This is a genomic window from Demequina pelophila, from assembly GCF_000971175.1.
Taxonomy (GTDB): Bacteria; Actinomycetota; Actinomycetes; order Actinomycetales; family Demequinaceae; genus Demequina; species Demequina pelophila.
Genome location: NZ_BBLY01000001.1, coordinates 1 through 22,072, shown reverse-complemented (window position 1 = coordinate 22,072; position 22,072 = coordinate 1). Strand labels below are relative to the sequence as shown.

The 22,072-nt window shown below is 72.4% G+C and carries 20 protein-coding genes; 7 read left to right on the top strand and 13 right to left on the bottom strand.

Going from position 1 to position 22,072, the window contains the following annotated elements:
• Positions 1 to 5: 5 nt before the first annotated feature.
• From AOM03_RS00100 to AOM03_RS00065, 8 genes are read right to left on the bottom strand one after another with little or no spacing between them, the layout of a single operon-like run.
• A complete protein-coding gene (locus tag AOM03_RS00100; protein ID WP_082091974.1) occupies positions 6 to 719 on the bottom strand; it encodes an energy-coupling factor ABC transporter permease in 714 nt (237 codons plus the stop codon).
• Positions 720 to 731: 12 nt separating this feature from the next.
• A complete protein-coding gene (locus tag AOM03_RS00095; RefSeq protein ID WP_062379021.1) occupies positions 732 to 1,526 on the bottom strand; it encodes a DUF6390 family protein in 795 nt (264 codons plus the stop codon).
• On the bottom strand, positions 1,526 to 2,497 hold the full coding sequence (locus AOM03_RS00090) for a DMT family transporter (RefSeq protein WP_062377063.1): 972 nt from the start codon (positions 2,495 to 2,497) through the stop codon (positions 1,526 to 1,528). The genes AOM03_RS00095 and AOM03_RS00090 overlap by 1 nt, the downstream gene beginning before the upstream one ends.
• Complete coding sequence (locus tag AOM03_RS00085) at positions 2,494 to 2,853, bottom strand: HypC/HybG/HupF family hydrogenase formation chaperone (protein ID WP_062377061.1); 360 nt, start codon at positions 2,851 to 2,853, stop codon at positions 2,494 to 2,496. Before AOM03_RS00085 ends, AOM03_RS00090 begins: the two co-directional genes overlap by 4 nt.
• Positions 2,850 to 3,338 carry a hydrogenase maturation protease gene (locus AOM03_RS00080; protein ID WP_062377059.1) on the bottom strand — a complete coding sequence of 163 codons (489 nt, stop codon included), beginning with the start codon at positions 3,336 to 3,338 and terminating at the stop codon, positions 2,850 to 2,852. Before AOM03_RS00080 ends, AOM03_RS00085 begins: the two co-directional genes overlap by 4 nt.
• Positions 3,335 to 4,642 carry a Ni/Fe hydrogenase subunit alpha gene (locus AOM03_RS00075; RefSeq protein WP_062377056.1) on the bottom strand — a complete coding sequence of 436 codons (1,308 nt, stop codon included), beginning with the start codon at positions 4,640 to 4,642 and terminating at the stop codon, positions 3,335 to 3,337. Before AOM03_RS00075 ends, AOM03_RS00080 begins: the two co-directional genes overlap by 4 nt.
• On the bottom strand, positions 4,639 to 5,514 hold the full coding sequence (locus AOM03_RS00070) for an NADH-quinone oxidoreductase subunit B family protein (RefSeq protein WP_082091973.1): 876 nt from the start codon (positions 5,512 to 5,514) through the stop codon (positions 4,639 to 4,641). Before AOM03_RS00070 ends, AOM03_RS00075 begins: the two co-directional genes overlap by 4 nt.
• Before the next feature lies 1 nt (position 5,515).
• A complete protein-coding gene (locus AOM03_RS00065) occupies positions 5,516 to 6,391 on the bottom strand; it encodes an FAD/NAD(P)-binding protein (protein ID WP_082091972.1) in 876 nt (291 codons plus the stop codon).
• Between the two features lie 167 nt (positions 6,392 to 6,558).
• On the opposite strand from AOM03_RS00065, the gene AOM03_RS00060 reads away from it, so the two are divergent.
• The 4 genes from AOM03_RS00060 (at position 6,559) to AOM03_RS00045 (ending at position 9,324) form a co-directional block, all read left to right on the top strand.
• A complete protein-coding gene (locus tag AOM03_RS00060; protein ID WP_062377052.1) occupies positions 6,559 to 6,840 on the top strand; it encodes a type II toxin-antitoxin system TacA family antitoxin in 282 nt (93 codons plus the stop codon).
• Between the two features lie 5 nt (positions 6,841 to 6,845).
• Positions 6,846 to 7,355 carry a GNAT family N-acetyltransferase gene (locus AOM03_RS00055; protein ID WP_227589818.1) on the top strand — a complete coding sequence of 170 codons (510 nt, stop codon included), beginning with the start codon at positions 6,846 to 6,848 and terminating at the stop codon, positions 7,353 to 7,355.
• Between the two features lie 93 nt (positions 7,356 to 7,448).
• The gene (locus AOM03_RS00050; RefSeq protein WP_227589816.1) at positions 7,449 to 8,171 is read left to right on the top strand and encodes a potassium channel family protein; all 723 of its coding nucleotides are present in this window, start codon (positions 7,449 to 7,451) and stop codon (positions 8,169 to 8,171) included.
• Between the two features lie 61 nt (positions 8,172 to 8,232).
• Complete coding sequence (locus tag AOM03_RS00045; RefSeq protein ID WP_156157548.1) at positions 8,233 to 9,324, top strand: PDDEXK family nuclease; 1,092 nt, start codon at positions 8,233 to 8,235, stop codon at positions 9,322 to 9,324.
• A 17-nt stretch (positions 9,325 to 9,341) separates the two neighbouring features.
• On the opposite strand, the gene AOM03_RS00040 is transcribed toward AOM03_RS00045, so the two are convergent.
• The gene (locus tag AOM03_RS00040; RefSeq protein WP_062377044.1) at positions 9,342 to 10,505 is read right to left on the bottom strand and encodes a 4Fe-4S dicluster domain-containing protein; all 1,164 of its coding nucleotides are present in this window, start codon (positions 10,503 to 10,505) and stop codon (positions 9,342 to 9,344) included.
• Between the two features lie 90 nt (positions 10,506 to 10,595).
• Positions 10,596 to 11,456, bottom strand: coding sequence for a GIY-YIG nuclease family protein (locus AOM03_RS00035; RefSeq protein ID WP_227589814.1), 861 nt, complete (start codon positions 11,454 to 11,456; stop codon positions 10,596 to 10,598).
• A 125-nt stretch (positions 11,457 to 11,581) separates the two neighbouring features.
• On the opposite strand from AOM03_RS00035, the gene proA reads away from it, so the two are divergent.
• Positions 11,582 to 18,214 (top strand): anti-phage protein ProA, encoded by a 6,633-nt coding sequence (gene proA / locus AOM03_RS00030; protein WP_062377042.1) that lies wholly within the window; start codon positions 11,582 to 11,584, stop codon positions 18,212 to 18,214.
• A complete protein-coding gene (locus tag AOM03_RS00025) occupies positions 18,211 to 18,708 on the top strand; it encodes a hypothetical protein (RefSeq protein WP_062377039.1) in 498 nt (165 codons plus the stop codon). The genes proA and AOM03_RS00025 overlap by 4 nt, the downstream gene beginning before the upstream one ends.
• Before the next feature lie 235 nt (positions 18,709 to 18,943).
• On the opposite strand, the gene AOM03_RS00020 is transcribed toward AOM03_RS00025, so the two are convergent.
• Positions 18,944 to 19,687, bottom strand: a complete 744-nt coding sequence (locus tag AOM03_RS00020; RefSeq protein WP_062377037.1) for a hypothetical protein — start codon at positions 19,685 to 19,687, stop codon at positions 18,944 to 18,946.
• Positions 19,688 to 19,728: 41 nt separating this feature from the next.
• Complete coding sequence (locus AOM03_RS00015; protein WP_062377035.1) at positions 19,729 to 20,088, bottom strand: YkvA family protein; 360 nt, start codon at positions 20,086 to 20,088, stop codon at positions 19,729 to 19,731.
• A gap of 102 nt (positions 20,089 to 20,190) precedes the next feature.
• On the opposite strand from AOM03_RS00015, the gene AOM03_RS12920 reads away from it, so the two are divergent.
• Positions 20,191 to 21,528 (top strand): helix-turn-helix domain-containing protein, encoded by a 1,338-nt coding sequence (locus AOM03_RS12920; protein ID WP_062377033.1) that lies wholly within the window; start codon positions 20,191 to 20,193, stop codon positions 21,526 to 21,528.
• 271 nt (positions 21,529 to 21,799) lie between these two features.
• Here AOM03_RS12920 and AOM03_RS12775 read toward each other — a convergent pair.
• Positions 21,800 to 22,072, bottom strand: a 273-nt coding sequence (locus tag AOM03_RS12775) for a hypothetical protein (protein WP_162197246.1), incomplete at its 5' end; no start/stop codon positions are given.

The following is a 22,072-nucleotide window of genomic DNA, read 5'->3' as shown; positions in this document are numbered from 1 at the left end:
CGGCTCTACCCCAACGCCTCCAGGTCTCCGTCGAGCACGTGGACGTGCCGGTGCACCACCTCGCGTGCCCGGGAACGATGCGCCGCCCACCCGAGCGCGAGCGCCACCACCGCGGCGGTCACGGCGGCCTCCAGGACGGCCCACGCGAGATGGTGCGGCAGCACCGCGCCCACCGCGAGCCCGCTCGCGGCGTTCACCGCCACCAGCGTGACGGTCGACGCGAGCACGCTCGCGAGGCCGCCCGCCGCGGCCGCCGCCACGCGCCACCGGTCGCCGGGCGCGCCGCCACGCAGCGCGCCGGAGCCCCGCATCCGCGCCACCGCCCGCAGCACCCCGCGGTACGCGAACCAGCCGCCCCACACGCCGGCCACACCCATGATCAGCACGTTCGCACCCAGCGCCGCGACTCCCCCGTCGCCCCACGCGAGCGCCTCGAGCGCCAGCACGGCCGTCATCACGGCCAGCCCGAGCGACGGGCCCAGCGCGATCGCGAGCAGCGCGCCGCCCATGAGGTGCGCGGTCTGCGCCCCGCCCAGCGACACGTCGACCAGGTGCGCCACCAGCACGCCGGCCCCGCCGGCGAGCGCCAGCCCGACCCGGCCGCGCGCACCGGACAGTCCCCGTCGCATCGTCCAGCCGGCCGCGACGACCGCGCCCGCGGCCGCGACGCCGGACACCGCCAGCACTCCAGGATCCAGAACTCCATCGGGGATGTGCATGGCCCTCTCCTTTCAGGCGAGCACCGTCGCCGGCGCCGAGTACGTGCACGCGTTGACGGCCCGCAGCTCCGCGAGCGTCGTGGTCCGCAGCCGGGCCAGCCCCGTGGGCCCGATGCGGTCGCACACCCAGTCCCAGTGCAGCGACACGAGGTCGCCGCGCCTGAACGGCCGGGCGAGGGCGTGACCGTCGCGGCGGAACCGCGCGGTCTCGGCGGCGGGCGGTCCCAGGCTCAGCGCCCGTCCGTCCCACGCCAGGCGCCGGGTCTCCACCAGCGCCACGTCTCCCTCAACGTCCGCGACCCGACCCCAGCGGATCCGGCAGCGGTCCAGCACCTCGAGCGGCTCCTCGACCCGCCCTCCCCTCAGCAGGCCCACCCAGGGGTAGACCCCGAACACGTGGAAGCTGTGATGCGGGGTCGCGCCCCGCGCGACGGCCTCGGCGAGCCGCTCGTACTCGAGGCGCGTCAGCCGCGGCCGGAAGCGGGTCTCCAGGGACCCGGCGAAGGCCGCCCCGCCGCACCGCGCGAGCTCGGGTCCGCCCAGCCAGTAGGCCTCGACCACCGCGGGGTCCAGCGGGGCACGCCCCAGGCACTCCGAGATGAGCTCGAGGTACGGCCACGCGCCCTCGAAGCCGCGCGCGACCTCCTCGAGCGCCCGGCCGGACGCTCCGGCGCCGACGCGCTCGAGCAGCTCGCCCGCGCGGTCGGGCCCGCAATAGCCCAGGTCGTTGGGCGGGAAGGCGTACCGGCCGAAGAGCACCGCACCGTCGGTCTCGCCTGACGGTGGACGATGCCCCGGCCGGGTCATCACGTCCCTCGCCTCCCGCGCGGGGTCCCAGCGGGCAGGGCGCCCGCGGCGCCCCGGGCGGGGCCGCCCGCCGTGCGCGAGCGCGGCGCGAGCCAGATCATCGCACCGCCGGCGGCGAGCAGGACCAGCCACGGCGCCTTGGCCGCGAGCGGGACGCCGTCGAGCGCGCCCGCGAGCGCCGCCGTGACGAGAGCGCCGAGCACCAGCACCGCGGTGACGTCCACGGCCTGCGCCCGCGCGAGCGCCTGGTGCCACGTGAGCACGTACCCCGCCAGCAGCACGCCGGTGAGCAGCACCCAGCCCAGCTGCGCGGCCGTCGCGGGCAGCACCGCCCCGGCGCGGCCGGTCCCCGCGCACCACGCCAGCAGCGCGAGCGTGCCGCCGCCCATGCGCGTCACGGACACGGTCCACGGCGTCACATCGCGCAGCAGCCGCTTGGAGATCGCGACCTCGACCGCCCACATCAGCGTGGCGGCGGCGATGAGCGCGAGGCCCGGATCCGCGATCAGGCTCACCTCGCCCGCGAGCCCCCACTGCGCGAGCACCAGCAGGCCGATGGCCCCCAGGTGCCACCACGTGAGCCGCTCCCTCAGCACCACCACGGCGAGCAGCGCGACCCAGATCACCAGCGTCTTGTGCAGGAACGCCGCCTGCGTCGAGGCGGTGGAGGCGAGACCCTCGAAGAACAGCACGAACGGCACCGCGCCGCCCAGGATCGCGACGGACGCGAGCCCCCACCAGTGGCCGGGCCGGGCGGGCCGGGTCAGCGCCACGGACCGCGCGCCCGCCATCCCGCGGGCCGCCACGAACGCCAGACCGATCACCAGGGCCGCCATGGCGTTCTTGGCGGTCGTGTACGCGGTGGCGTCGCCGTACGCCGCCACCCCGAAGCCGTTGACGTAGACGGCCACGCCGCTGATGGCGGCCGTGCCGCCGGCGAGCGCGATGCCGCGCGAACGGGTCGTCATCATGGCGCCACCTCCTCGTGAGCCTTCACCGGGTCCAGCCCCCGGATCTCATGCCCCCTGATCCGCAGCGCCTCGAGCGCCTCCGCCTCGGAGACCCGCTCGAGCGCGAAGCCCGACTGGATCACCACCCAGTCGCCGGGCCGGCAGGGGCCGGCCGGCGCGCCGCCCGGGCCGCCCACCGAATCGTCCCCGGCCAGGGTCATGGCGAGGACCTCGCGACGCGCGCCGCCCTCGCCCCCGCCGCCCTCGACCCCGCCGCGCTCGAGCCCGCCGCGCTCAAGCCTGCCGCCTTCAAGTACCACGAGCCGGCCGTCGTCGCGCGCCTCGACCACCCTGGCGATGCTTCCCAGGCACATCACTCCAGCTCCTTCCTGAGCTCGAGGAGCTCGGCGGCGGCGGTCTTGACGGCGTCGTCGAGCTTGGCCTCCACCTCCGGGGACATGGGCCCGTGGTCGAAGGTGCCGGCCTCGACGCCCACGACGGTGACGTGCGTGGGCAGGGTGCCCAGGGTGCGGGCCAGCTCGACGGCGCCCGCCAGCCCGAAGGCGTGGCTGCCGCCGCGGCCCGCGGCCGTGAACGCGTGGGTGGGCAGGGGCTCGCCCGCGTCGCCCACCTCGCGGATGTGCAGCGTCCCCGGCGGCCGACCGGACATCACCGCGTCGATCACGAGCGCCGCGCCGTGCCCCTCCCACAGCTGGACCAGCTGCGTGGGGTCCTCGCGCGTCACCACGTCGACGCGGTCCAGGGCCATCTCCTCGAGGCGGGCCGCGACGGCGGCGCCCACCGCATCGTCCCCCCGGTCGGGGCTGCCGAGCCCGACCACCAGCACGTTCTTGTCGGTCATGATCGCTTCACCCTCAGGTCCAGGAAGTGCGTCGCGCAGGAGATGCACGGGTCGTAGTTGCGGATGGCCTCCTCGCACCGGTGCGTGAGGGCGTGGTCGTCCAGGTGGGTCCACTTCTCCGCGGCGGTGCGCAGGTCCGCCTCGATGGAGGCCTGGTTCTGGGAGGTGGGCGGGACGATCTGGGCGTCCTCGATGATCCCGTCCTCGGAGATCCGGTAGCGGTGCCAGATGAGCCCGCGCGGCGCCTCCGACGCGCCCACGCCCTCGCCCGCCCGCGGCGCCACCGGCACCGAGGCCGCGAGCCCGTCGCGCCAGCCGTCGACGATGCGCAGCGCCTCCTCGAAGGCGTACGCGAGCTCGACCGCGCGCACGATGATCGACTTGAACGGGTTGCGGCACGTCTCTCCCAGCCCGGCGGCCAGCGCCGCCTCCTGCGTGGCGGGCGAGAGCTGGTCGAAGCACAGCGTGTACCGCGCGAGCGGCCCCACAAAATACGTGCCGCCGTCGAAGCGGGCGTGCAGCGCGTTGGAGTGCGCGACGTGGAACTCCTCGACGTGGTCGGGGATCTCCGCGACAGGGAACCGCACCCCGCTGGTCGCGACCACCTCGGTGCCGCGCTCGAGCGGGTACCAGTCCGGGTGGCGCAGCGCCACGTAGGTGTAGTCCTGCTCCATGTCCGGGAAGTCGAAGCCCGCGACCAGGGCGACGGCGGCCAGCGCATCGTCCCGTCCGCGCTCGAGGTCGGGCCGGAGCCGCTGCAGCTCGGCGACCGTGGGCATCCGGTAGAAGCCGCCCACCTTGACGTTGACGGGGTGGATCGCGCGGCCGCCCACCACGGTCATGAGGTCGTTGCCGGCCTTCTTGAGCCGCAGGGCCATCTGGACCACGTCGGGGTGGTCCTTGGCCATCTCGAGGACGCTCTCGTAGCCCAGGAAGTCCGGCGCGTGGAGCATGAAGATGTGCAGCGCGTGCGACTCGATCCACTCGCCGCAGTAGAGCAGGCGGCGCATCAGCTGGATCTCGGGGGTGGTGGTGACGCCGCAGATGGCCTCCATCGCCTCCGTGGACGCGCTCTGGTACGCGACCGGGCAGATGCCGCAGATGCGTGCGGTGATGTCCGGCGGCTCCGTGAACTTGCGGCCGCGCAGGAAGCCCTCGTAGAAGCGCGGCGGCTCGAAGATGTTGAGCTTCACGTCCTTGACGCGGCCGTCCTCGAACTCGATGTGCATGCCGCCCTCGCCCTCGACGCGCGCGAGCATGCCCACGTGCATCACCTGCCCGCCGTCCTTGAGCTGGTGGGTCATGGCGCACCTCCGGGGGACGATGCGGCGGCCGCGTCCCCGACCGCCGCCGCCTTGTCGCTCGCGGCCGCGAATTCGGGCGAGCCCGCGTTGAAGGTCCGGTAGACGCGGACGATGTCCGCGTTGGTCATGCCCAGCTCCGCGAGCTGGCGGGTCATCGCCTCCGTGTTGGGGCTGTCCTGCGGGCCGAAGCAGCCGTAGCAGCCGCGGCCGTACGACGGGCACAGCGCGCCGCAGCCCGCCTGCGTCACGGGGCCCAGGCAGGGCGTGCCCGTGGCGACGGGCACGCACACGTTGCCCTTGAGCTTGCACTCGACGCACACCGAGTAGGTGGGGATGCGGGGCTTGCGGCCGTTGAGGAAGGCGGCGAGCACCTCGACCAGCTGGGTCTTGTCGACCGGGCAGCCGCGCAGCTCGTAGTCGACGTCCACGTGGCTGGCGATCGGGGTGGAGGTGTCCAGGGTGGAGAGGTACTCGGGGTGGGCGTAGACGATCGACCGAAACTCGTCGACGTCCGCCCAGTTCCTCAGCGCCTGGATGCCGCCGGCGGTCGCGCACGCGCCGATGGTCACCAGCGTGCCCGACTGCGCGCGGATCTCGTGGATGCGCTCCACGTCGCCCGGGGTGGTGATCGACCCCTCCACCAGGGAGAGGTCGTACGGCCCCTCCACCACCGCGCGGGTGGCCTCGGGAAAGTAGGCGATGTGGACGGACTCGGCGATCTGGAGGAGCTCGTCCTCGCAGTTGAGGATGCTCAGCTGGCAGCCGTCGCAGGAGGCGAACTTCCACACGGCGAGCTTGGGGCGGGTGTCGGTGGCGACGGCCGCGTGCTCGTGGCCGTGCTCGTGGCCGTGCTCGTGCGTGTGCTCGGCCATGTCACAGCTCCCTCACGCTCATGAGCGGCTCGAGCCGCTCCCACGGCAGCACCGGCCCGTCCACGCAGATGAACAGCTCGCGCAGCTGGCAGTGCCCGCACAGCCCGATCCCGCACTTCATGGACCGCTCCATGCTGAGCCGCACCCGCGCCTTGGGCACCCCGCGGGCGACCAGCGACTGCGCGGCGGACCGCATCATCACCTCCGGCCCGCACACGAACGCCCAGGCGTTCCGCGGGTCGAAGCCGGCCTTGGCGATGAGCTCCGTCACGAACCCCACCCGGCCCTTGTAGCCGTAGGGGGCGTTGTCGACGGTCATCTGGACGTTGACGCCGTTGAGGTCGGCCCAGCGGCGCATCTGGTCGCCGTAGAGGATGTCGTCGGGCGTTCGCGAGCCGTACAGCAGCAGCACCTTGCCGTAGGCGTCGCGCTCGGCGAGGACGTCGAGGATCGCCGGCCGCAGCGGCGCCAGCCCGATGCCGCCGGTGACGAAGACGACGTCGTGGCCCCGTGCATCGTCCACCGCCCAGGTGGTCCCGAAGGGGCCGCGCACCCCGATCTCCGTGCCGGGCGCCGCCTCGACCAGGGCGCGGGTGACGGCGCCGACGTTGCGGATGGTGTGCTCGAGCGGGGCGCCGGAGATGCTGATGGGCACCTCCCCCACGCCGAACGCGTGGAGCATGGTGAACTGGCCGGCCGCGAACTCGAGCGGCGGTGCGCCGTCGGCGGGGTCGAGCAGGAGCGTGAAGGTGTCGCGGGTGTCCTGGCGGACGCGGGTGATGACGTAGCGGCGCGGGACCATGGGGTCCGGGCCGGGAACCAGGGCCGATGCTGTGGTCGCCGGGGACGTCCCCGCGAGTGTTCGGATGTCGCCCATGACATGCCTCCTCGTCCGACGCTACGTCGTGAGGATTCGGACGAAAGGGACCTTGGTCCGGGGCCGGTCGGGCATCCGGGCGCGCGCTCGCGGCGTGCCTCCACAGCCCCTCCTCGCCCTGCGCTGGTCGCCGTACACTGTCCGTACAGCGAGATCCAGGAGTCACCATGACCGCCACCGCACCCCGGAAGGACCAGCGCGTCGAGTTCCGGGTGTCCGCGGTCGACCGCGAGCTCTTCGCGCGCGCCGCGGCCGCCGCAGGCACGGACCTGTCAACCTTCGCCACGACCAACCTCAGGCTCGCGGCGCAGCGTGCGCTCGCCGACCGCACGCAGTTCACGCTGTCCGCCGTCGAGACCGAGGCGTGGGAGGAGCTGTTGTCACGTCCGCCGCGCGACCTTGCCGGGTTGCGCGCGCTGCTGGACCGCCCCTCACCGTTCGTCGACTGACCGCCGTGTATCTCCGGCCTCGCACGCTCCGCCCGGACGACGTGCTCGACGGCTTCACGTCGCGGTCGGAGGAGCAGACCGGGTGGCTGCGCGACCACGCGCGCCAGGCCCATGCGGCGCGCACGGCGCACACCATGGTGGTGACCCCGGCGGGTTCGTCGGAGGTGGTCGCGTACTACGCCTGGGCCATGGCGAGCGTGGCATTCGCCGACGTCCCGGCGCGGGCCGCGCGCGGCGCCGGGCGGCATCCCCAGCCGTTCGCCCTGCTCGCCCGCCTCGCGGTCGACATCGACCACGAGCGGCGGGGGCTCGGGCACGCGCTGCTGGCGGACGTGGTGCTGCGCACGGTCGAGGTGTCGATGCGCATCGGCTACCGCGGCCTGCTGGTCCACGCGGAGGACGATGCGGCGCGCGCCTTCTACCTGCGCGCCCTCCCGGGCTTCATATCCAGCCCGTCGGATCCGATGCACCTGGTGGCGCTGGTCAAGGACCTGCGGCGCGCGGTCGAGAGGTAGCGGCACCTCGGTCGACGGCCAAGGTCCCGCCTGTGCGCGACCCCTCGCTGGGACAATCGCCCGATGTCGAGACTCCAGACGTGGGAGCGGCGCATGGAATGGCCGCTCGCGGGCGCCGCACTCGTGTTCCTGGCGGCCTACGCGATTCCAATCATGTGGCCCCAGATCGACCCGGTTGCCGCCCAGGCATGCGAGCTGGTCGTCACCGCTACATGGGTCTGGTTCGGCGTCGACTACGTGGTTCGCCTCCTCCTTTCCGAGCACCGCTGGCGGTTCGTTCGCTCGAACGTCGTCGACCTGCTCGCGATCGTCCTTCCGGTCCTCCGACCCCTCCGCCTGCTCCGCCTCATCGCCCTCGTCACCATCCTCTCCCGGGCGGGCGCCAACTCGTTGCGCGGCCGGGTGGTGACGTACGTCGTCGGCGGCACCGTGCTTCTCGTCTTCGTCGCGGCTCTCGCCGTGACGGATGCCGAGCGCGGCGCGAACGACGCGACCATCTCGGGCTTCGGCGATGGCCTGTGGTGGGCCATCGCCACGATCACGACCGTCGGTTACGGCGATTCCGTGCCCGTCACCGGTACTGGACAGGCGGTAGCGATCGCCCTGATGATCGGCGGCATCGCGGTGCTCGGTGTCGTCACTGCGTCGATTGCTTCGTGGCTGGTCGAGCGCGTCGCGGCCGAGAACGAGGCGGAGCAGGCCGCGACACGCGCTCAGGTTGAACTCCTCCGCGAGGAGATCACGGCACTTCGCAAGGCGCTCGGACCGCTTCAGGCGGCCGTGGACGATCGCCCGAAGGTCGCCTCTGAGCCCTGAGCAGGCCCACGTATCGGCAGCCCGTCCGCACCCACTACGGTGTCCGCGAGGGGGTTCGACGATGACCGAAGGCATGTTCCTGATCGATGACGGCGAACTGCGCGAGATGTCCCCGGGTGCCTACGTGAACGAGGACGAGCTTCAGTCACTGATCGCCCGATACCCCGACCTGATTCCGGGCGCCCTGCTCGACCCGGAGGACCCGCGGAGGTGGCTGCCGATCGCCCGGGAGCCGGGGCTCGCGACGGGGCATGGGGAGCCCGACCGGTTTTGCGTCGACCATCTGTTTGTCGACCAGGACGGCATTCCCACGATCGTGGAGGTCAAGCGCAGCTCGGACACCAGGATCCGCCGCGAGGTGGTCGGCCAGATGTTCGACTACGCGGCGAACAGCGTGCGCTATTGGCCGGTGTCGCGACTTCGCGGGTGGCTTGCCGAGCAGCACGATGGAGAGGAAGCCGCCGCGAGGCGCATTGCGGAACTCCTGCAGGTGCCGGCGGAGAAGTCCGCAGCGGTGGCCGAGGACTTCTGGCGCAGAGTCGACCGCAATCTCAAGGCGGGCAGGCTCCGGCTACTGTTCGTGGCGGATGAGATTCCCCGCGAACTGGCCCGCATCATCGAGTTCCTCAACGAGCAGATGCAGGACACCGAGGTCCTGGGCATCGCGATCCGTCGTCACTCGTCGGGCTCGGCGCACGTGATCGCGCCGACAGTGATCGGCAAGACCACGGCAGCCGACGCAGTCAAGGGCAAGGACGACCTTCCGCTGAGCGAGCACGTACGACGTTCCAGCCCAGCCACGCAGAGGGTGGGCGACCTCCTCCACGCGCTGGCAGGCCGACGCGGCTGGGATATTCAGGAGGCCGCCAAGTCGAGGCGCTACGTGACAGCACCGACGGCGAACCTCATCACCTGGTATCCCACGAACAACGCGATCGAGATGTACGTGGGATTCATGGGCGACCTGGGCCTGGCCGACGAGGTGGGCCGCCTTCGCGACCTGCTCAGCCGGATCCGCGGCACCGAGCCGTCGTACAAGCGCCCGAATGTCGGGTGCGAGGAACTACTCGAGAACTGGGACCTCTTTGTCTCCGAGTTCGTGCCGCTGTACGAGTCCTCGCGCATCCGCGCCGCCGAGCTGCAGTCGCACTAGCGCATCGGGGGCCTCGCTCACGCGCTCGCGACAGCCATCCTCCCCAGCGCCGCGGCCTCCTCGGTGATGTCGATGCCCACAGGGCACCAGGCGATGCACCGCCCGCAGCCCACGCAGCCGAGCATGCCGAACTGGTCCTGCCAGCTGGACAGCTTGTGGGTGATCCATTGGCGGTAGCGGGCCTTGACGTCGCCGCGGAGCGGGCCGCCGTGGATGTAACTGAAGTTCTCGGAGAAGCACGAGTCCCACACGCGGTGGCGCTCGGCGCTGGCGCCGGCCAGGTCGCTGGTGTCCTGGATGGTGGTGCAGAAGCAGGTGGGGCACACGAGCGTGCAGTTGGTGCAGGCGAGGCAGCGGCTGGCGACGTCGTCCCAGCGGGGGCTCTCGGCCGATGCGCGGAGGACGTCGTGGATGGTGCCGGTGTCGATGGCCCGGGTCTGGCGGGCGGCGGCCGCGTCGGTGACCTCCAGGGCCGCGCGCTTGTCCTCGGCGGCGCCGGGGGCGGCGGCGATCGCATCGGCGACGCTTCTGCCCTGCTCCGTGCCGATCTCCATGATGAAGCGGTGCTCGGGCTCGAGCACCTCGGTGAGCAGCAGGTCGTAGGCGGGCTCACCGGTCTCGGGGCTGGTCGTGGCCGGGCGCGGGCCGGTGCCCATCGAGGTGCAGAAGCAGGTGGCGGCGGGCTCGCCGCAGGCGACGGCGACGGTGAAGGTGCCAGCGCGGCGGGCCTCGTAGTGGGCGTCGCGGAACGTGCGGTTCGCGAGGACCTTGTCGTGGATCTGGACGGCGCGGAGGTCGCAACTGCGGACGCCCAGGAGCGCGACGGGCCGCTGCTCGGGGGTGTCGCGCTCGACGGTGAAGTGGCCGGCGTCGCCCTCGCCTTCGCCGGTCTCGCGCCGACCGCGCCAGACGACCTCCTCGGCAGGGAAGAACACCGGCTTGGTCGACTGGGCGGGGTCGGCGAAGCCGAAGTAGGCGTCGTCGTCGCGGCGCCTCAGCCGGTACTTGCCGGCTTCCTGTTCGTCGCCGATGCCGCGCGGCAGGTCTTCGGCGGTGGTGAGGTCTGCCGTGACGATCGCGTCTCCGCGGACGGTCGGCCCGACGACGCGGAAGCCCCGATTGCGGAGCTCCGCGATGAGGGCGTCGAGGCCTGACGGTTCGAGCACCCGGATGTCGTCCATGACACGCCTCCTCGTTCGACGCTACGACTCGAGGAAAGGGATGAAAGGGACTTTGGTCCGGGGGTGCGGACGTGGCCACGGGCGCAGCCGCTAGTTGCGGTTGTAGCCGAACTCCCGGGACAGGAGCGTGCGCTTGAAGTGCGACTCCGCCGCGTCGACCTCGTCCGGCGTGGTGTTGGTGCCGAACACGCGCAGGATGCTCCAGGTGAAGTGCTGCGCGTGCTCCGGGTCCACCCCGAGCGCGTCCCTCAGCGCGGCGTTGCCGCCGTGACCGGTCTGCGCGTACGTTCGCCAGCGCCCCAGGAGCCGCTCGGCTCCCTCCGCTTTGCCCACGTAGAGCCTGCCGGTGCGACGGTCCGCGATGAGGTAGATCCCCTGGACGGCCCCCAGTGCGGTGCGCCATGACGCGTATCGCGAGTCCTCCATGACCTCGCGCAACCGGGCGTACGAGAGCTCGATCCGATCGAAACCGGGGAACGGCACCGTCTCCGGATCGGAGATCTCGATCACGGGGAAGCCCTCAGCGCGCGATCCACGCTTCGCCCAGTTGATGGTGTCCTTCGACCAGTCGATCACGAGCCGCCCGGCGAGCGAGCCAAGCAGGTCCGCCTCGCCGAGGTCGAACCAGCGATACTCATGATCCCTGTGTGTCTCACCGCGGTTCTCGTACGCGCGGTAGAACCGGGACCGGCGTCGCCCGTCTGCGAGGAACACGAGCCACCATCGCGGCGGGTCCTTCGGAAACTTGAGTGTCGCAACCCACTGTCGTCGTGTGTACTCGAGGACGCCCTCGGGCGTCGCGTCACTGGGCGTCTGAAGCCCCTCCTCCTTGAAGGTGTGACGAATCACCAGGGCGGAGTCCGCCTCGTCCAAGCCCGCCGCGCCAAGGATGTCGCCAAGCGTCAACGCGCCCTGCCAGCGGGACTCCACACCCCCTGCACGCATGCTCATGACGGGACTCTAACTGGGCCTGGACGGGCCCGCGAGGTCGGCACTTTGCCCCTTGTCAGGCACCCCCACTACCCTGCCGGACAAGGGCGAGCGAGGGGCGAGCCGGCCAACCTTTGGGGGCAGACGTGACCACACCCGTCGACATCGTCGGACGCACGCTCGATGCGATCATCGAGCCCGTCGGCGCCTTCGTCGAGCAGGTCATGGCCGCATCGGCGCCGGGCAAGGACTGGGTCGCACTCCTTGAAGCGCGCGACGAGGCGCAGCGGGGCAAGCCCGTTCATCACTCACCCCAGGACCCTCGCTTCCTACTACGCGTGCTCACCGAGAACCGCGTCGTATTTCGCGGAAAGGTGCCCGACGAGGCGTTCGCCTGGGCGTCGGAGTTGCGCACGCTGGGCAACAAGTGGGCGCACCGGGAGCCACTCGACCGGCAGTCGGCCCGCCGTGGCGTCGACACGGCCGCGCTGCTGGTACACGGGACGGGCGCGGTCGAAGCCGCGGTCGCGATCCGCGGCCTCGCCTCGTTGCTGGACGAGGTGCCGCCCACGGCGTCGGCGCCCGGAAAGCCCACGCCTGCGCAGTCCGCCGATGCCCACCCCTCGACCCCCGCCGTGCAGGTGCGCCACCAGCCCGCGGGCGTGCACCAGGGCGCCTTCACCCCCGCGGCCCTGACCCTCGAGGGCTTCGGCGTCGAGGTTCAGCTCGCCCACCAGGACGCCGTGAACTTCGCGCTGGCGCACAACCGCGTGAGCCCGCTGCTCGGGCTGTCGGTGGGCAACGTCTCGGACGAGCCCGTCGAGGTCACCTCGATCGAGATCGACCTGGTCGCGCCGGTGGACGATGCACTGGCGGACCCGGTGCGTCTGGGCCAGGCGATGCTCGAGCCGGGCAGGGGCATCACGGCCCAGCGTACCCAGCTCGCGATGCGCCTCAAGGCGCGCGGGTTCGCCGCGGTCGCCGAGGCGCTGCCGGCGTCGAGCCTCTCCCTCACCGTCCACACCTCGCGCGGACGCCTGCACGGCACGGCACCGGTGACGGTGCTCGCGTGGAACGAGTGGTGGGCGGCGAGCGTGCACGATGCGCTGGCTGCCTTCGTGCGCCCCGGCGACCCGGTGATCGCGCACCTCGCCGGCGAGGCGTCCGACCTCCTGGCCGAGCGCACCCAGAACCCCTCCTTCCTGGGCTACCAGGGCGGCTCCACCCGTGCGGTGGAGGAGGCGCGGGCCGTGTTCCACGCGATGGTGGCGCGCCGGATCCGCTACATCGATCCGCCGCCGTCCTTCGAGGGCACCGGGCAGAAGATCCGCGACCACTCGGAGGTACTCGAGGGCCGGTTCGGCACCTGCCTCGACCTGGCGACCACGTATGCCGCGGCGCTCGAGTTCATCGGCCTCAACCCCGTCCTGGTGCTCGCGAAGGGCCACGCGTTCGCGGGCTTCCTGGCCGACGAGGGCCAGCTCGACGAGCTGGCGCTGCCCGTGGCAACCCACGCCAACACCATCGCGAACCTGGTCGACTCGGGCTCGCTCATCGCGGTCGAGACCACGGACACCACCGCGAGCGACACGCCCCGCTCGTTCGACACCGCGCGGGCCAGGACACGCGAGTGGACGTCCAGGCGCTTCGACGACCTGCGCTACCTGCTCGACGTGCGCGCGGCCCATCGCCGCATCCGGCCGCTGCCCGGCGCATCGGCCCCCGTCGAGGTCCGCGACCTCCCGGAGACGCCCGCGGCTCCCCCGCGCGCGCCCGCCTCCGTCCTGCGCCGGCCGGACGAGCCCGAGCGCCCCCAGCCCACACCGGGCGAGCGCGCCGCCGAGACCTACCCGCCCCGCGTGGACAAGTGGCGCAACGCGCTGCTGGACCTCAGTTTCCGCAACCCCCTGCTCAACCTGCGCACGCGCACGTCCGGGCTGGACCTGCACATCCCCAGCGGCTCGCTGCCCTCGTTCGAGGACGGGATCGCCGCGGGCGCGCAGTACCGGCTGGTGCCGCAGGACAAGATCGCGGACGTGCACCGGGCGCAGGGCGCGCGGTCGGCGCGGGACGTTAGCGCGGAGGAGCTCGCGCGCATCCTGAGCGACGAGCGCGCCGCCTACTGCTCGGTCACGCAGGACGCGTATCCCACGAAGCTGACCAACCTGCAGCGCCGCGCGCGCACCGTCGAGGAGGAGACGGGCGCGAACAACCTGTTCCTCACGCTCGGCAGCCTCAACTGGACGGACGGCTCGCGCGAGCGCGTCGACGCGCCGCTGTTCCTGCTGCCCGTGCGCCTGGTGGGCTCCCGCACCCGCGGCTTCTCGCTGCAGATCGAGGAGGGCGCGTACGCGGTGCCCAACCAGTGCCTGCTGGAGAAGCTGCGGCTCACGTTCAACCTCACCATCCCGGCGTACGAGGAGCCGCAGACCGATGCCTCGGGCATCGACCTGCCGGACGCCCTCCAGCAGATCCGGCTCGCGCTGCTCGACGCGCGCCTCGACTTCCGGGTCGACGAGGTCGCGCGCCTCGCGATCATCCAGTTCTCCACGCTGCAGATGTGGCAGGACCTCAGCGCCAACTGGGAGGCCTTCGCCGCCAACCCCGTGGTCCGGCACATGATCGAGACGCCCACGGACTCGTTCGGGGACGGCGTCGACGAGGCGGCGTTCGACGCGTCCCTCGAATCGGAGGCGTTCCTGCCCATCCCGGCGGACGGCTCGCAGCTCGAGGCGATCCAGTGGGCCGCGGAGGGCCGCTCGTTCGTGCTCGAGGGACCGCCCGGCACGGGCAAGTCGCAGACCATCACCAACATGATCGCCCACCTCCTCGCGACCGGGAAGCGCGTGCTCTTCATCGCGGAGAAGCAGGCGGCGCTGAGCGTGGTGAAGCGGCGCCTCGAGTCCAGCGGGATCGGCGCGTTCGCGCTCGACGTCCACGGCCGCACGCAGACCCCCGCGGAGGTGCGCCGTCAGCTGCGCGAGGCCCTCAACGCGACGGCCGAGTCCAACCCGGCCGCCTGGGAGGCGCTGCGGTCGCAGTACGCGTCGCTGGTCTCCGGTCTCACGCAGTACCCCGACGCGCTGCACGCGGAGGGCCCCGCGGGCGACTCGGCGTGGACCGCGCGGCAGACCATCCTCGCGCTCGGCGCGTTCGGCGAGGAGGCGCGCGGACCCGCCGCGGACCCGGCCGTCGCGCACGATGCGGAGGCCGCCGCGGCGGCGAGGGCGGCCGCGCCCACGGCCGCGGAGGCGCTGCAGATTCTGGCCGAGAACCCCGCGCGGCACCGGTGGGCCCTCGCGGGCGGCGGGGTCGACGTGCGCGGGAACGCCGAGGACCTCGAGGCCTGCGTCCACGAGGTGGCCGCGGCCGCTGCGGCGCTCGCCGCCGATGCGTGTGCGGACATCGTGCGCCAGTTGAGGACGTCGCAGGAATGGGGCGCGCTGGTCACCTGGCTCGACGCGCTCGCCCGCGGCCCCGTTCCCACGCCCCGCGAGGCGCGGCCGCTGGTCACCCACGAGTGGAGCCGCCTGCTCGGCGAGGCGGAGCGTGCGCTGGCAGCGGCTCATGCCCACGCGGGCGAGCCCCTCGCCGCCTTCACTCCCGGCGTGTTCGGCTTCGACCTCGAGGGCCCGCTCGCCGCGGCCCAGGAGGCCGACGGCAAGCTGTTCAAGAAGCGGCGGCGGCGCGCCGTGGTCGAGTCGCTGCGGGCGGTGCTCGCCGAGGGTGCCCAGCCGGATCTGGCCGGCCTGACCGCGATGCTGCGGGCCGCGCTCGACGCGCAGTCCGTGGCCCGCGCCGCGGCCCGGCAGGTGCTCGAGGTGCCGGGACTCGGCCTGCCCGGCGACTTCAACCCGCTCGACCCCGCCACCGCCTCGCTCCCCCACGACCGTGCACGCACGCTGCACGCCGCGGCGACGCTCGCGCACGCGGGCGACCATGTGGCCCAGGAGGCCGAACGCTTCCTCGCCGCGCGCACCGGCATGCCCGCGGCCCCGGCCCCGCTCGCGACCCTGCCGAGCCTCGACGGCCCGGGCGCGGCGGGCTCCGCCGCTGCCCCCGCATCGGCCCCCGCCCCCACCGCCGCCGGCGGCGCCGTCCTGGCCCGCCTCGCCCACGCGTGGGACCGCCTGACCACCCTGGTGGGCGCCGACGACGCCGCCATCGCCCGCTGGCAGGGGGACCGCACGCTGCTGGCCGCGCTCGAGGCGGATCTGGGCGATTGGAAGGCCGATGCGGCGGGCGCCTCGTTCGTGCGCCTCACCCGCTGGGTGAGCCTCATGGACGCGTGCGCGGGACTGCGGGCGTGCCACCTGGGCGCGTTCGCGGACGCGGTCCTCGCGGGCGAGGTCGAGGCCGAGGAGTTAGACCGCCTCGCGCGCCTCGCGATCGCCCGCGCCGCGCTCGAGGAGCGGCTCGACACCACCGGGCTGGCCGGTTTCGACGCCGCCCGGCGCGCGAGCCTCGCCCAGCGTTTCCTGTCCTCGGGGGAGGACGTGCGCAAGCAGCTGCTGGCCGAGCTCCCGGCGCGCATCGTCGCCGCCCGCTCGTTCGAGCCGGGCCGGTTCCGCGGCCGCGTGGGCGAGCTCGACCGCGAGGCGTCGCGCAAGCGCGGCGGCCTCACCATCCGCGGCATGTTCGAGAAGTACGGCTCCGTGATCGGCGAGGTCACGCCCTGCCTGCTGATGAGCCCGCACTCGGTGGCGCGCTTCCTGCCGCACGGCGCGCTCGACGTCGACGTGGTGATCTTCGACGAGGCCTCGCAGATCCGCGTCGCGGACGCGGTGGGCGCGATGGGCCGCGGCGCCTCGGTCATCGTGGTGGGCGACTCGCGGCAGATGCCGCCCACGTCCTTCGCCCAGGTCAACATCGACGATCCGGACGCCGGCTTCGAGCCTGCCGCGGACGTGCTCGCGCCGCCGGACCAGGAGTCCATCCTGTCCGAGGCGGTCGAGGTGCGGATGCCGCGCCTGTGGCTCACGTGGCACTACCGCTCCGAGGACGAGTCCCTGATCGCGTTCTCCAACGAGCGCTACTACGACGGCCGCCTGTCGAGCTTCCCCGGCCCGCCCGGGCGCCGCGCCGGCATGGGCGTGTCCTTCCGCCGCGTGGACGGTGTGTTCGACCGCGGCCGCACGCGCACCAACGCGATCGAGGCCGATGCGATCGTCGCCGACATCCGCGCGCGCCTCGCCGACGACCCGGACGCCTCGATCGGCGTGGTCACGTTCAACGCGCAGCAGGCGGACCTGCTGCTGACCCGGCTCGAGGAGTGCGGCGACCCGCGCGTGGCCGCCGCGCTGGAGCGCGAGGACGAGGCCGATGCGCTGTTCGTGAAGAACCTCGAGAACGTCCAGGGCGACGAGCGCGACGTGGTGATGTTCTCGCTCGCGTTCTCCGTGGATCCGGAGACTGGCAGGCTCCCGCTCAACTTCGGCCCGCTCAACCGGGCCGGCGGCGAGCGGCGGCTCAACGTCGCCATCACGCGCGCGCGTCGCGAGGTGGTGATGTTCGCGTCCTTCGAGCCGCACGACATCGACGAGCGCCGCACCTCCGCCGCCGCCCTCCTGGACCTCAAGGACTACCTGGCGCGGGCCAAGGAGGCGGGCTCGGACCAGGCGCGACTGGGCGCGCTGGGCGCGTCCGACCTGCACCGCGACGAGGTGCGGGACGCCCTGCGCGAGCGAGGGCTCGAGGTGCGCGAGCACGTGGGCCTGTCCTCGTTCACGGTGGACCTCGCGATGCGGGTGGACGCCGGCTCGCCGTGGGTGGCCGTGCTGCTCGACGGGCCCGGATGGCGCGCGCGCCGCACGGTGGGCGACCGCGACGCGCTCCCCCAGGCCGTGCTGGTGGGGCGGATGGGTTGGCGGCGCGTCGAGCGCGTCTACCTGCCCACGTGGCTCCACGCCCGCGAGGACGTGCTCGCGCGGCTCGTCGCGGCCGCCCAGGCGGCCGCGCGGGACGAGGACGCGCGCGAGGCCGAGGCCGCTGCGGAGGCGGATGCGGATGCGGCCGGCCCGACGAGTGACGCCGGTGCCGGTGACGCCGGCGCCGGAGACGCCGGTGCCGGTGAGTCCGGTGCGCAGTCCGCTGAGGCCGCCGCCGGCGACGCTGCGCTGGACGCATCGGCGGACGCCCCGATCCGAGCCCACGTCGCGGCTCCCGCTCCCGCCGCCGCCTCCGCTCCCCCTGTCCACGAGGACTCGCCGGACGCCGGGTTCGTGCCCGCCTCGGACGAGCCTCAGCCCGGCCTCGACGTGTCGATCCTCGACGAACTGCCCTCCCGGTCGGCGACCGCCCGGGTGAGGGAGGCCGCTTTCGCGGTCGTGGAGATCGAAGGTCCGGTCGAGGAGGCGCGCCTGGCGCGCATCGTCGCCAACCGCTGCGGGCTGGGCACGGTGCGGCGCACCCGGATCGATGCGATCCTCGCCGCGCTGCCGCGCGAGCGCCGCGAGCGCACCCCGCTGGGCACCTTCGTGTGGCCCGAGGGGGTCACTCCGGAGTCCTACGCGGGCTTCCGGCCCACACCGGACGGGGTGGACCGCCCGCTGGACGAGGTCTCCCCGCACGAGCTCGCCAACGCGATGGCGTCCGTCGCCCGGAGCGCGCACGGCATCGAGGCGGAGGAACTCATGCGCGAGACGGCGCGCGTCTTCGACTTCAGCCGGCTCACCGCGCGGGTGCGCGGCCGGCTCGAGGGCGTGCTCGCGTGGGCGACCGCGGAGGGGCGGCTGGCGGTCGAGGAGGGGCTCGTGATCGCCGAGGAGGCCGCGCGATGAGGATCGAGTTCTCCATCGAGGAGCTGCGCACGTTCCTGCTCGAGAAGTCGGACGTCAAGGACCTGCGGGTGAACTCCGCCGACGAGGTCGAGGTCGCGTTCGACCATGCGCTGAAGCGCGCCTTCCCGCCGCTCGACCTGACCTTGCCCGTGCTCGCGGTGGTGCGCGAGACGCGTACGCACCGGGGAATCCTCACCGCCAGGCTCGTGGCGAAGGTTGAACTCCTGTGGCACCCGCACATCCCCACGGACCGGTTCGCCGACGGGGTGGCCGAGAAGCTGGCGACCGTGAGAGACGCGGCATCGCTGCCGGAGCACGCGCTCACGTCTCGGCCGCTCTCGTCCGAGGAGTTCGAGCTTCGGGTCGATCTGGACGCGATCGGCGCCGCGGTGAGCCGCCGCATCGGCTTCGACGTGAGCGTGCGCGACGTGACGCTCGGCGCGATCGTCGAGGTCGCCGGCCAGGTGCGGCCGCCGGTGGCCGTGGAGGCCTAGGCGAATCTCATTTCGGTAGGTCCAATAGGTCGAGAGTCCGGGACGCGGTCGATGAGCGCCGCGTCGGAGGCCGCCGAAAGCGCTGAAGTCGCAGGCTCCGCCCGAGGACAAATCCGCGAGCGCATGATCGAGCGCGGAGTCCAGGCGGCGCTCGGCGTCGGTGGGCGCCGATTCCCCCTCGGCTGAAATCCAAGCCCCAGCCTTCCCCACGACGACGCCGGCGCGGTGTTCGTGGTCACGCCGCGCTGAACCCGAAGGCGGAGGTCGCGGGGGTCGCGGAACCGCGCCGGTAGACGGGGACGGACCAGGCGCGCGGCGGGGCTCCGAACGCGCGCCTCGCACCCTGCACCACACCCCACGCCATGGCCGCATTCCCAGCGCCCCCGACCGCTGCTCCGACTCCGAAGGGCGCGAGCCGGCCGATGACGACGATGCCCTGCTTCGTTCCATAGCGGGTGACGAAGTGGCGGCCGAGGACCTTGTTGAGCTCCTTGATGAGTTCGAGCGGGACGGACTGGGCAATCTGCCGTCCCCAATGCTTGCCGATGCGCTCGGACGCGCGGGCCATGACGGCAGGCCCGCCCCTCCCCAGAAGCACGGACATGACCAGCGTGCGCCGTCGCTCGACGTCACTGATGCTGATGCCGTGGACCTCAGCGATCGCAAGCGCCAGCAGGACGCCCTGCTCAAGCGCGACGACGGTTTCCCCGGCGGTCAGGGCCACCGCCACGCTCGTTCCGACGCCAGGCGCGGCCGCGGTGCCGCCGATCGCGGCGCCAGAGGCGGAGAGCGACGCGATGTAGGCCTTCTCGAGCCCGCGGACCACCTCGGAGGGGGTGGCGCTGGGCTTCCGCCTGCGGAGCGCCGCGATGTGGCGCGCGACCAGAGGACGCTGGGTCTCGATGGCGGCGTCGAGCAACGTGAGGGACTTGTGGGCTGCGCCTGCCGGCGCCGCGGTGCGGGCGTTCGTGGTGGTCATGGCATGCTCCGTTTCTGTAGGCGGGTTGGCGGCTGGCGGTTTCAGCGCTTCGAGGTCATGTAGCGCTGGATCGCCGCTCCCAGCGCGCCCACCGCGGCGAGGACGGCGGCGACGTCGTCGCCGAGGCCTGCGGGGCCGAGAAGGGCCTCCGGCACCGCGTCGAACGGGTTTGCGACGTACGCGAGGGCGCCGATCACGATGACAACCTCGGTCCACGACATCGTGAACTTCCCCGCCCGGTAGTCGCGGAGCATCGCGACCATGGTCCGCACCGCGTCCACGAACTCGGCGAAGCGACCGTCGTTGCCGGCGTGCTTGCGGGCGTGGCGCTCTGCCCCCTCGGCGCGGTCGGCCTGCGGCTCGAAGTTGGACGGGTCGATCGGGAATGCAACAACGGACATGACAAGCCTCCTGTTATGCTCACTGATATGCGAGGGCTACCCCGCGGGTCGATCCAACATCGACTTAACATCAAGTTAGCCCCTAAGCGAGATGGAGTCAACATGACCGAACGCACGAGTCGGGATCCGCGACTCATCGCCCAGGGCGCAGTACTCAAGTCTTGGCGCCTGGAGCGCAATCTCAAGCAGGAGCAACTGGGCCTGAGGGCCGGCTATGGCAGCGCGACCAGCCCCAAGAGCGCAGGCGTTGCGATCTCGAGAATCGAAAGCGGCAAGTCCAATCCGAGCGGCCCCCACCGGTCCATGCTCCTGAAGGCGCTGGGCAAGACCGAAGAGGCACTCGAGAAGGCGACCGAGGCGAAGGTCGTGTCCAACATCAAGGGCAACACGGCCCTCCGCCTGCTCGCCGGAGAGGTCCACGTCGAGAACGAGGTGCGTCGGATGCAACTCGAGAAGACGGCGCAGGCTATGAGCGAACAGGTGCGTCTCGAGCTCGAGAATGTCAGCACGGTGTTCGACCGCGCGGTCGTGCGCCTGGTCGAGCCCTTCGTCGAGGCCGCGGCCCGAGTCGATTGGCCGGCAACCCTGCCAGGAGTCGGCAGCGCCGATCACGCGGCGGTCGGCGACACGACCGCATCACGCATCGGGACCCACCGCGCTGAGACCAACTCCTTCGTCAAGCGCACCCTCGCCGAGGGCGCCGCGGGCGCGGTAGCGGGAGCAGGCCTTGGCGCTGGTGCAGCGGCCGGCCTCTTCACCGCCGTTTCCGCCGCGGCGACGGCGTCGACTGGCACCGCCATCGCGGGGCTCTCAGGCGCCGCAGCCACGAGCGCCACCCTGGCCTGGCTCGGAGGAGGCTCATTGGCGGTCGGCGGCGCCGGCATCGCGGGCGGCACGATCGTGCTCGGTTCTGTGGCCGCGCTTCCGGTACTGCTCGCGACGGGCTCGGTGCTGGCCTTCAAGGGCCGCAAGTATCGCGAGGAGGCTGCGGAGGAGTCGGAGCGCCTCGACCAGAAGCAGGCACAGTTGCAGGAGCTTCAGCGCGCCTATGCCAAGGCCTACGGGTGGGAGGATCGCCAGCTCAGGGCGGTCCAGGACGCGATGGCCCTAGGCCGCGAATTGCACAACACGATCGTGGAGCCCGCGCTTACGGTCCTCGCACCCGCCGCCGGCGCGCGGATCCGCTTCGCCTCGCTGCCCAAGCGGGTACAGGATGCGCTCGCGCTCGAGTTGCGACTGGTCGGATTGGTCGCAGACCTCGGGGCCCTCCCGGTCTGGCTCGAGCTGACCACGCAGTTGAGCGGGGACGACACCGCCGCTCGGTCCAAGACCGCAGCGAAGTCGGACGACTGGGTCGAGGAGAGCCTGTCCCTCGCGACGATCGAGCTTGAGCAGTGCAGAGGCGAACGCGACAGGCTCGTCTCGGAGACGCGAGCCTAGTTGGCTCGAGCCCTGTCGACTCCGCCTGACCTGTCGCGCGACCTCCTACTCTTCGTTCTGCGCGAGGAACTCCGACACCAGGCGCTCAGGGCTGGGCAACCCGCGAATGAGTTCTCGCTGAATGAGGCTGTGAAAGTCCTCCAACCGCTCGATTCCGACCGGCATCCGGCGGGGGGGGCAGCTGCAAGCAGCCGCATGGCCTCGTCCAGCGCTTTCCGCGCACCGGAGGTGTCGAGCGTCGCGGCCAATGTCACCGACTGGATCGTCAGCGCTACGGCCAGCAGCCCCTTGTCGCCACCAAGACGGAACGAGTTGCGGCGCCGCGCGCCGCCACATTTGCGGACTGGAACTCGCCCGCGTGCAGCCAGTCGATCGCGCGGTCGATGTCCGGGAGTGTCTCGCGCCCCGACTCGCTGATGCCCTCCTGCGCCTTGACAGCCCAGTTGCCGATGAAGCCCGCACGCATCGCCACGACCAACGCCACGATCATGTCGACCCAGCGCCCGTTGAACAGCGCAACGACGCCGCCGATGAGGCAGGCCCC

Coding starts and splice junctions, on each gene's coding strand:
- AOM03_RS00090 (WP_062377063.1), bottom strand. CDS start 2,497: ATGATGACGACCCGTTCGCGCGGCATCGCGCTCGCCGGCGGCACGGCC.
- AOM03_RS00060 (WP_062377052.1), top strand. CDS start 6,559: ATGACCGCCACCGCACCCCGGAAGGACCAGCGCGTCGAGTTCCGGGTG.
- AOM03_RS00020 (WP_062377037.1), bottom strand. CDS start 19,687: ATGACCACCACGAACGCCCGCACCGCGGCGCCGGCAGGCGCAGCCCAC.
- AOM03_RS00070 (WP_082091973.1), bottom strand. CDS start 5,514: ATGGCCGAGCACACGCACGAGCACGGCCACGAGCACGGCCACGAGCAC.
- AOM03_RS12920 (WP_062377033.1), top strand. CDS start 20,191: ATGACCGAACGCACGAGTCGGGATCCGCGACTCATCGCCCAGGGCGCA.
- AOM03_RS00080 (WP_062377059.1), bottom strand. CDS start 3,338: ATGACCGACAAGAACGTGCTGGTGGTCGGGCTCGGCAGCCCCGACCGG.
- AOM03_RS00095 (WP_062379021.1), bottom strand. CDS start 1,526: ATGACCCGGCCGGGGCATCGTCCACCGTCAGGCGAGACCGACGGTGCG.
- AOM03_RS00045 (WP_156157548.1), top strand. CDS start 8,233: ATGACCGAAGGCATGTTCCTGATCGATGACGGCGAACTGCGCGAGATG.
- AOM03_RS00075 (WP_062377056.1), bottom strand. CDS start 4,642: ATGACCCACCAGCTCAAGGACGGCGGGCAGGTGATGCACGTGGGCATG.
- AOM03_RS00040 (WP_062377044.1), bottom strand. CDS start 10,505: ATGGACGACATCCGGGTGCTCGAACCGTCAGGCCTCGACGCCCTCATC.
- AOM03_RS00100 (WP_082091974.1), bottom strand. CDS start 719: ATGCACATCCCCGATGGAGTTCTGGATCCTGGAGTGCTGGCGGTGTCC.
- AOM03_RS00050 (WP_227589816.1), top strand. CDS start 7,449: ATGGAATGGCCGCTCGCGGGCGCCGCACTCGTGTTCCTGGCGGCCTAC.
- AOM03_RS00015 (WP_062377035.1), bottom strand. CDS start 20,088: ATGTCCGTTGTTGCATTCCCGATCGACCCGTCCAACTTCGAGCCGCAG.
- AOM03_RS00025 (WP_062377039.1), top strand. CDS start 18,211: ATGAGGATCGAGTTCTCCATCGAGGAGCTGCGCACGTTCCTGCTCGAG.
- AOM03_RS00035 (WP_227589814.1), bottom strand. CDS start 11,456: ATGAGCATGCGTGCAGGGGGTGTGGAGTCCCGCTGGCAGGGCGCGTTG.
- AOM03_RS00065 (WP_082091972.1), bottom strand. CDS start 6,391: ATGGGCGACATCCGAACACTCGCGGGGACGTCCCCGGCGACCACAGCA.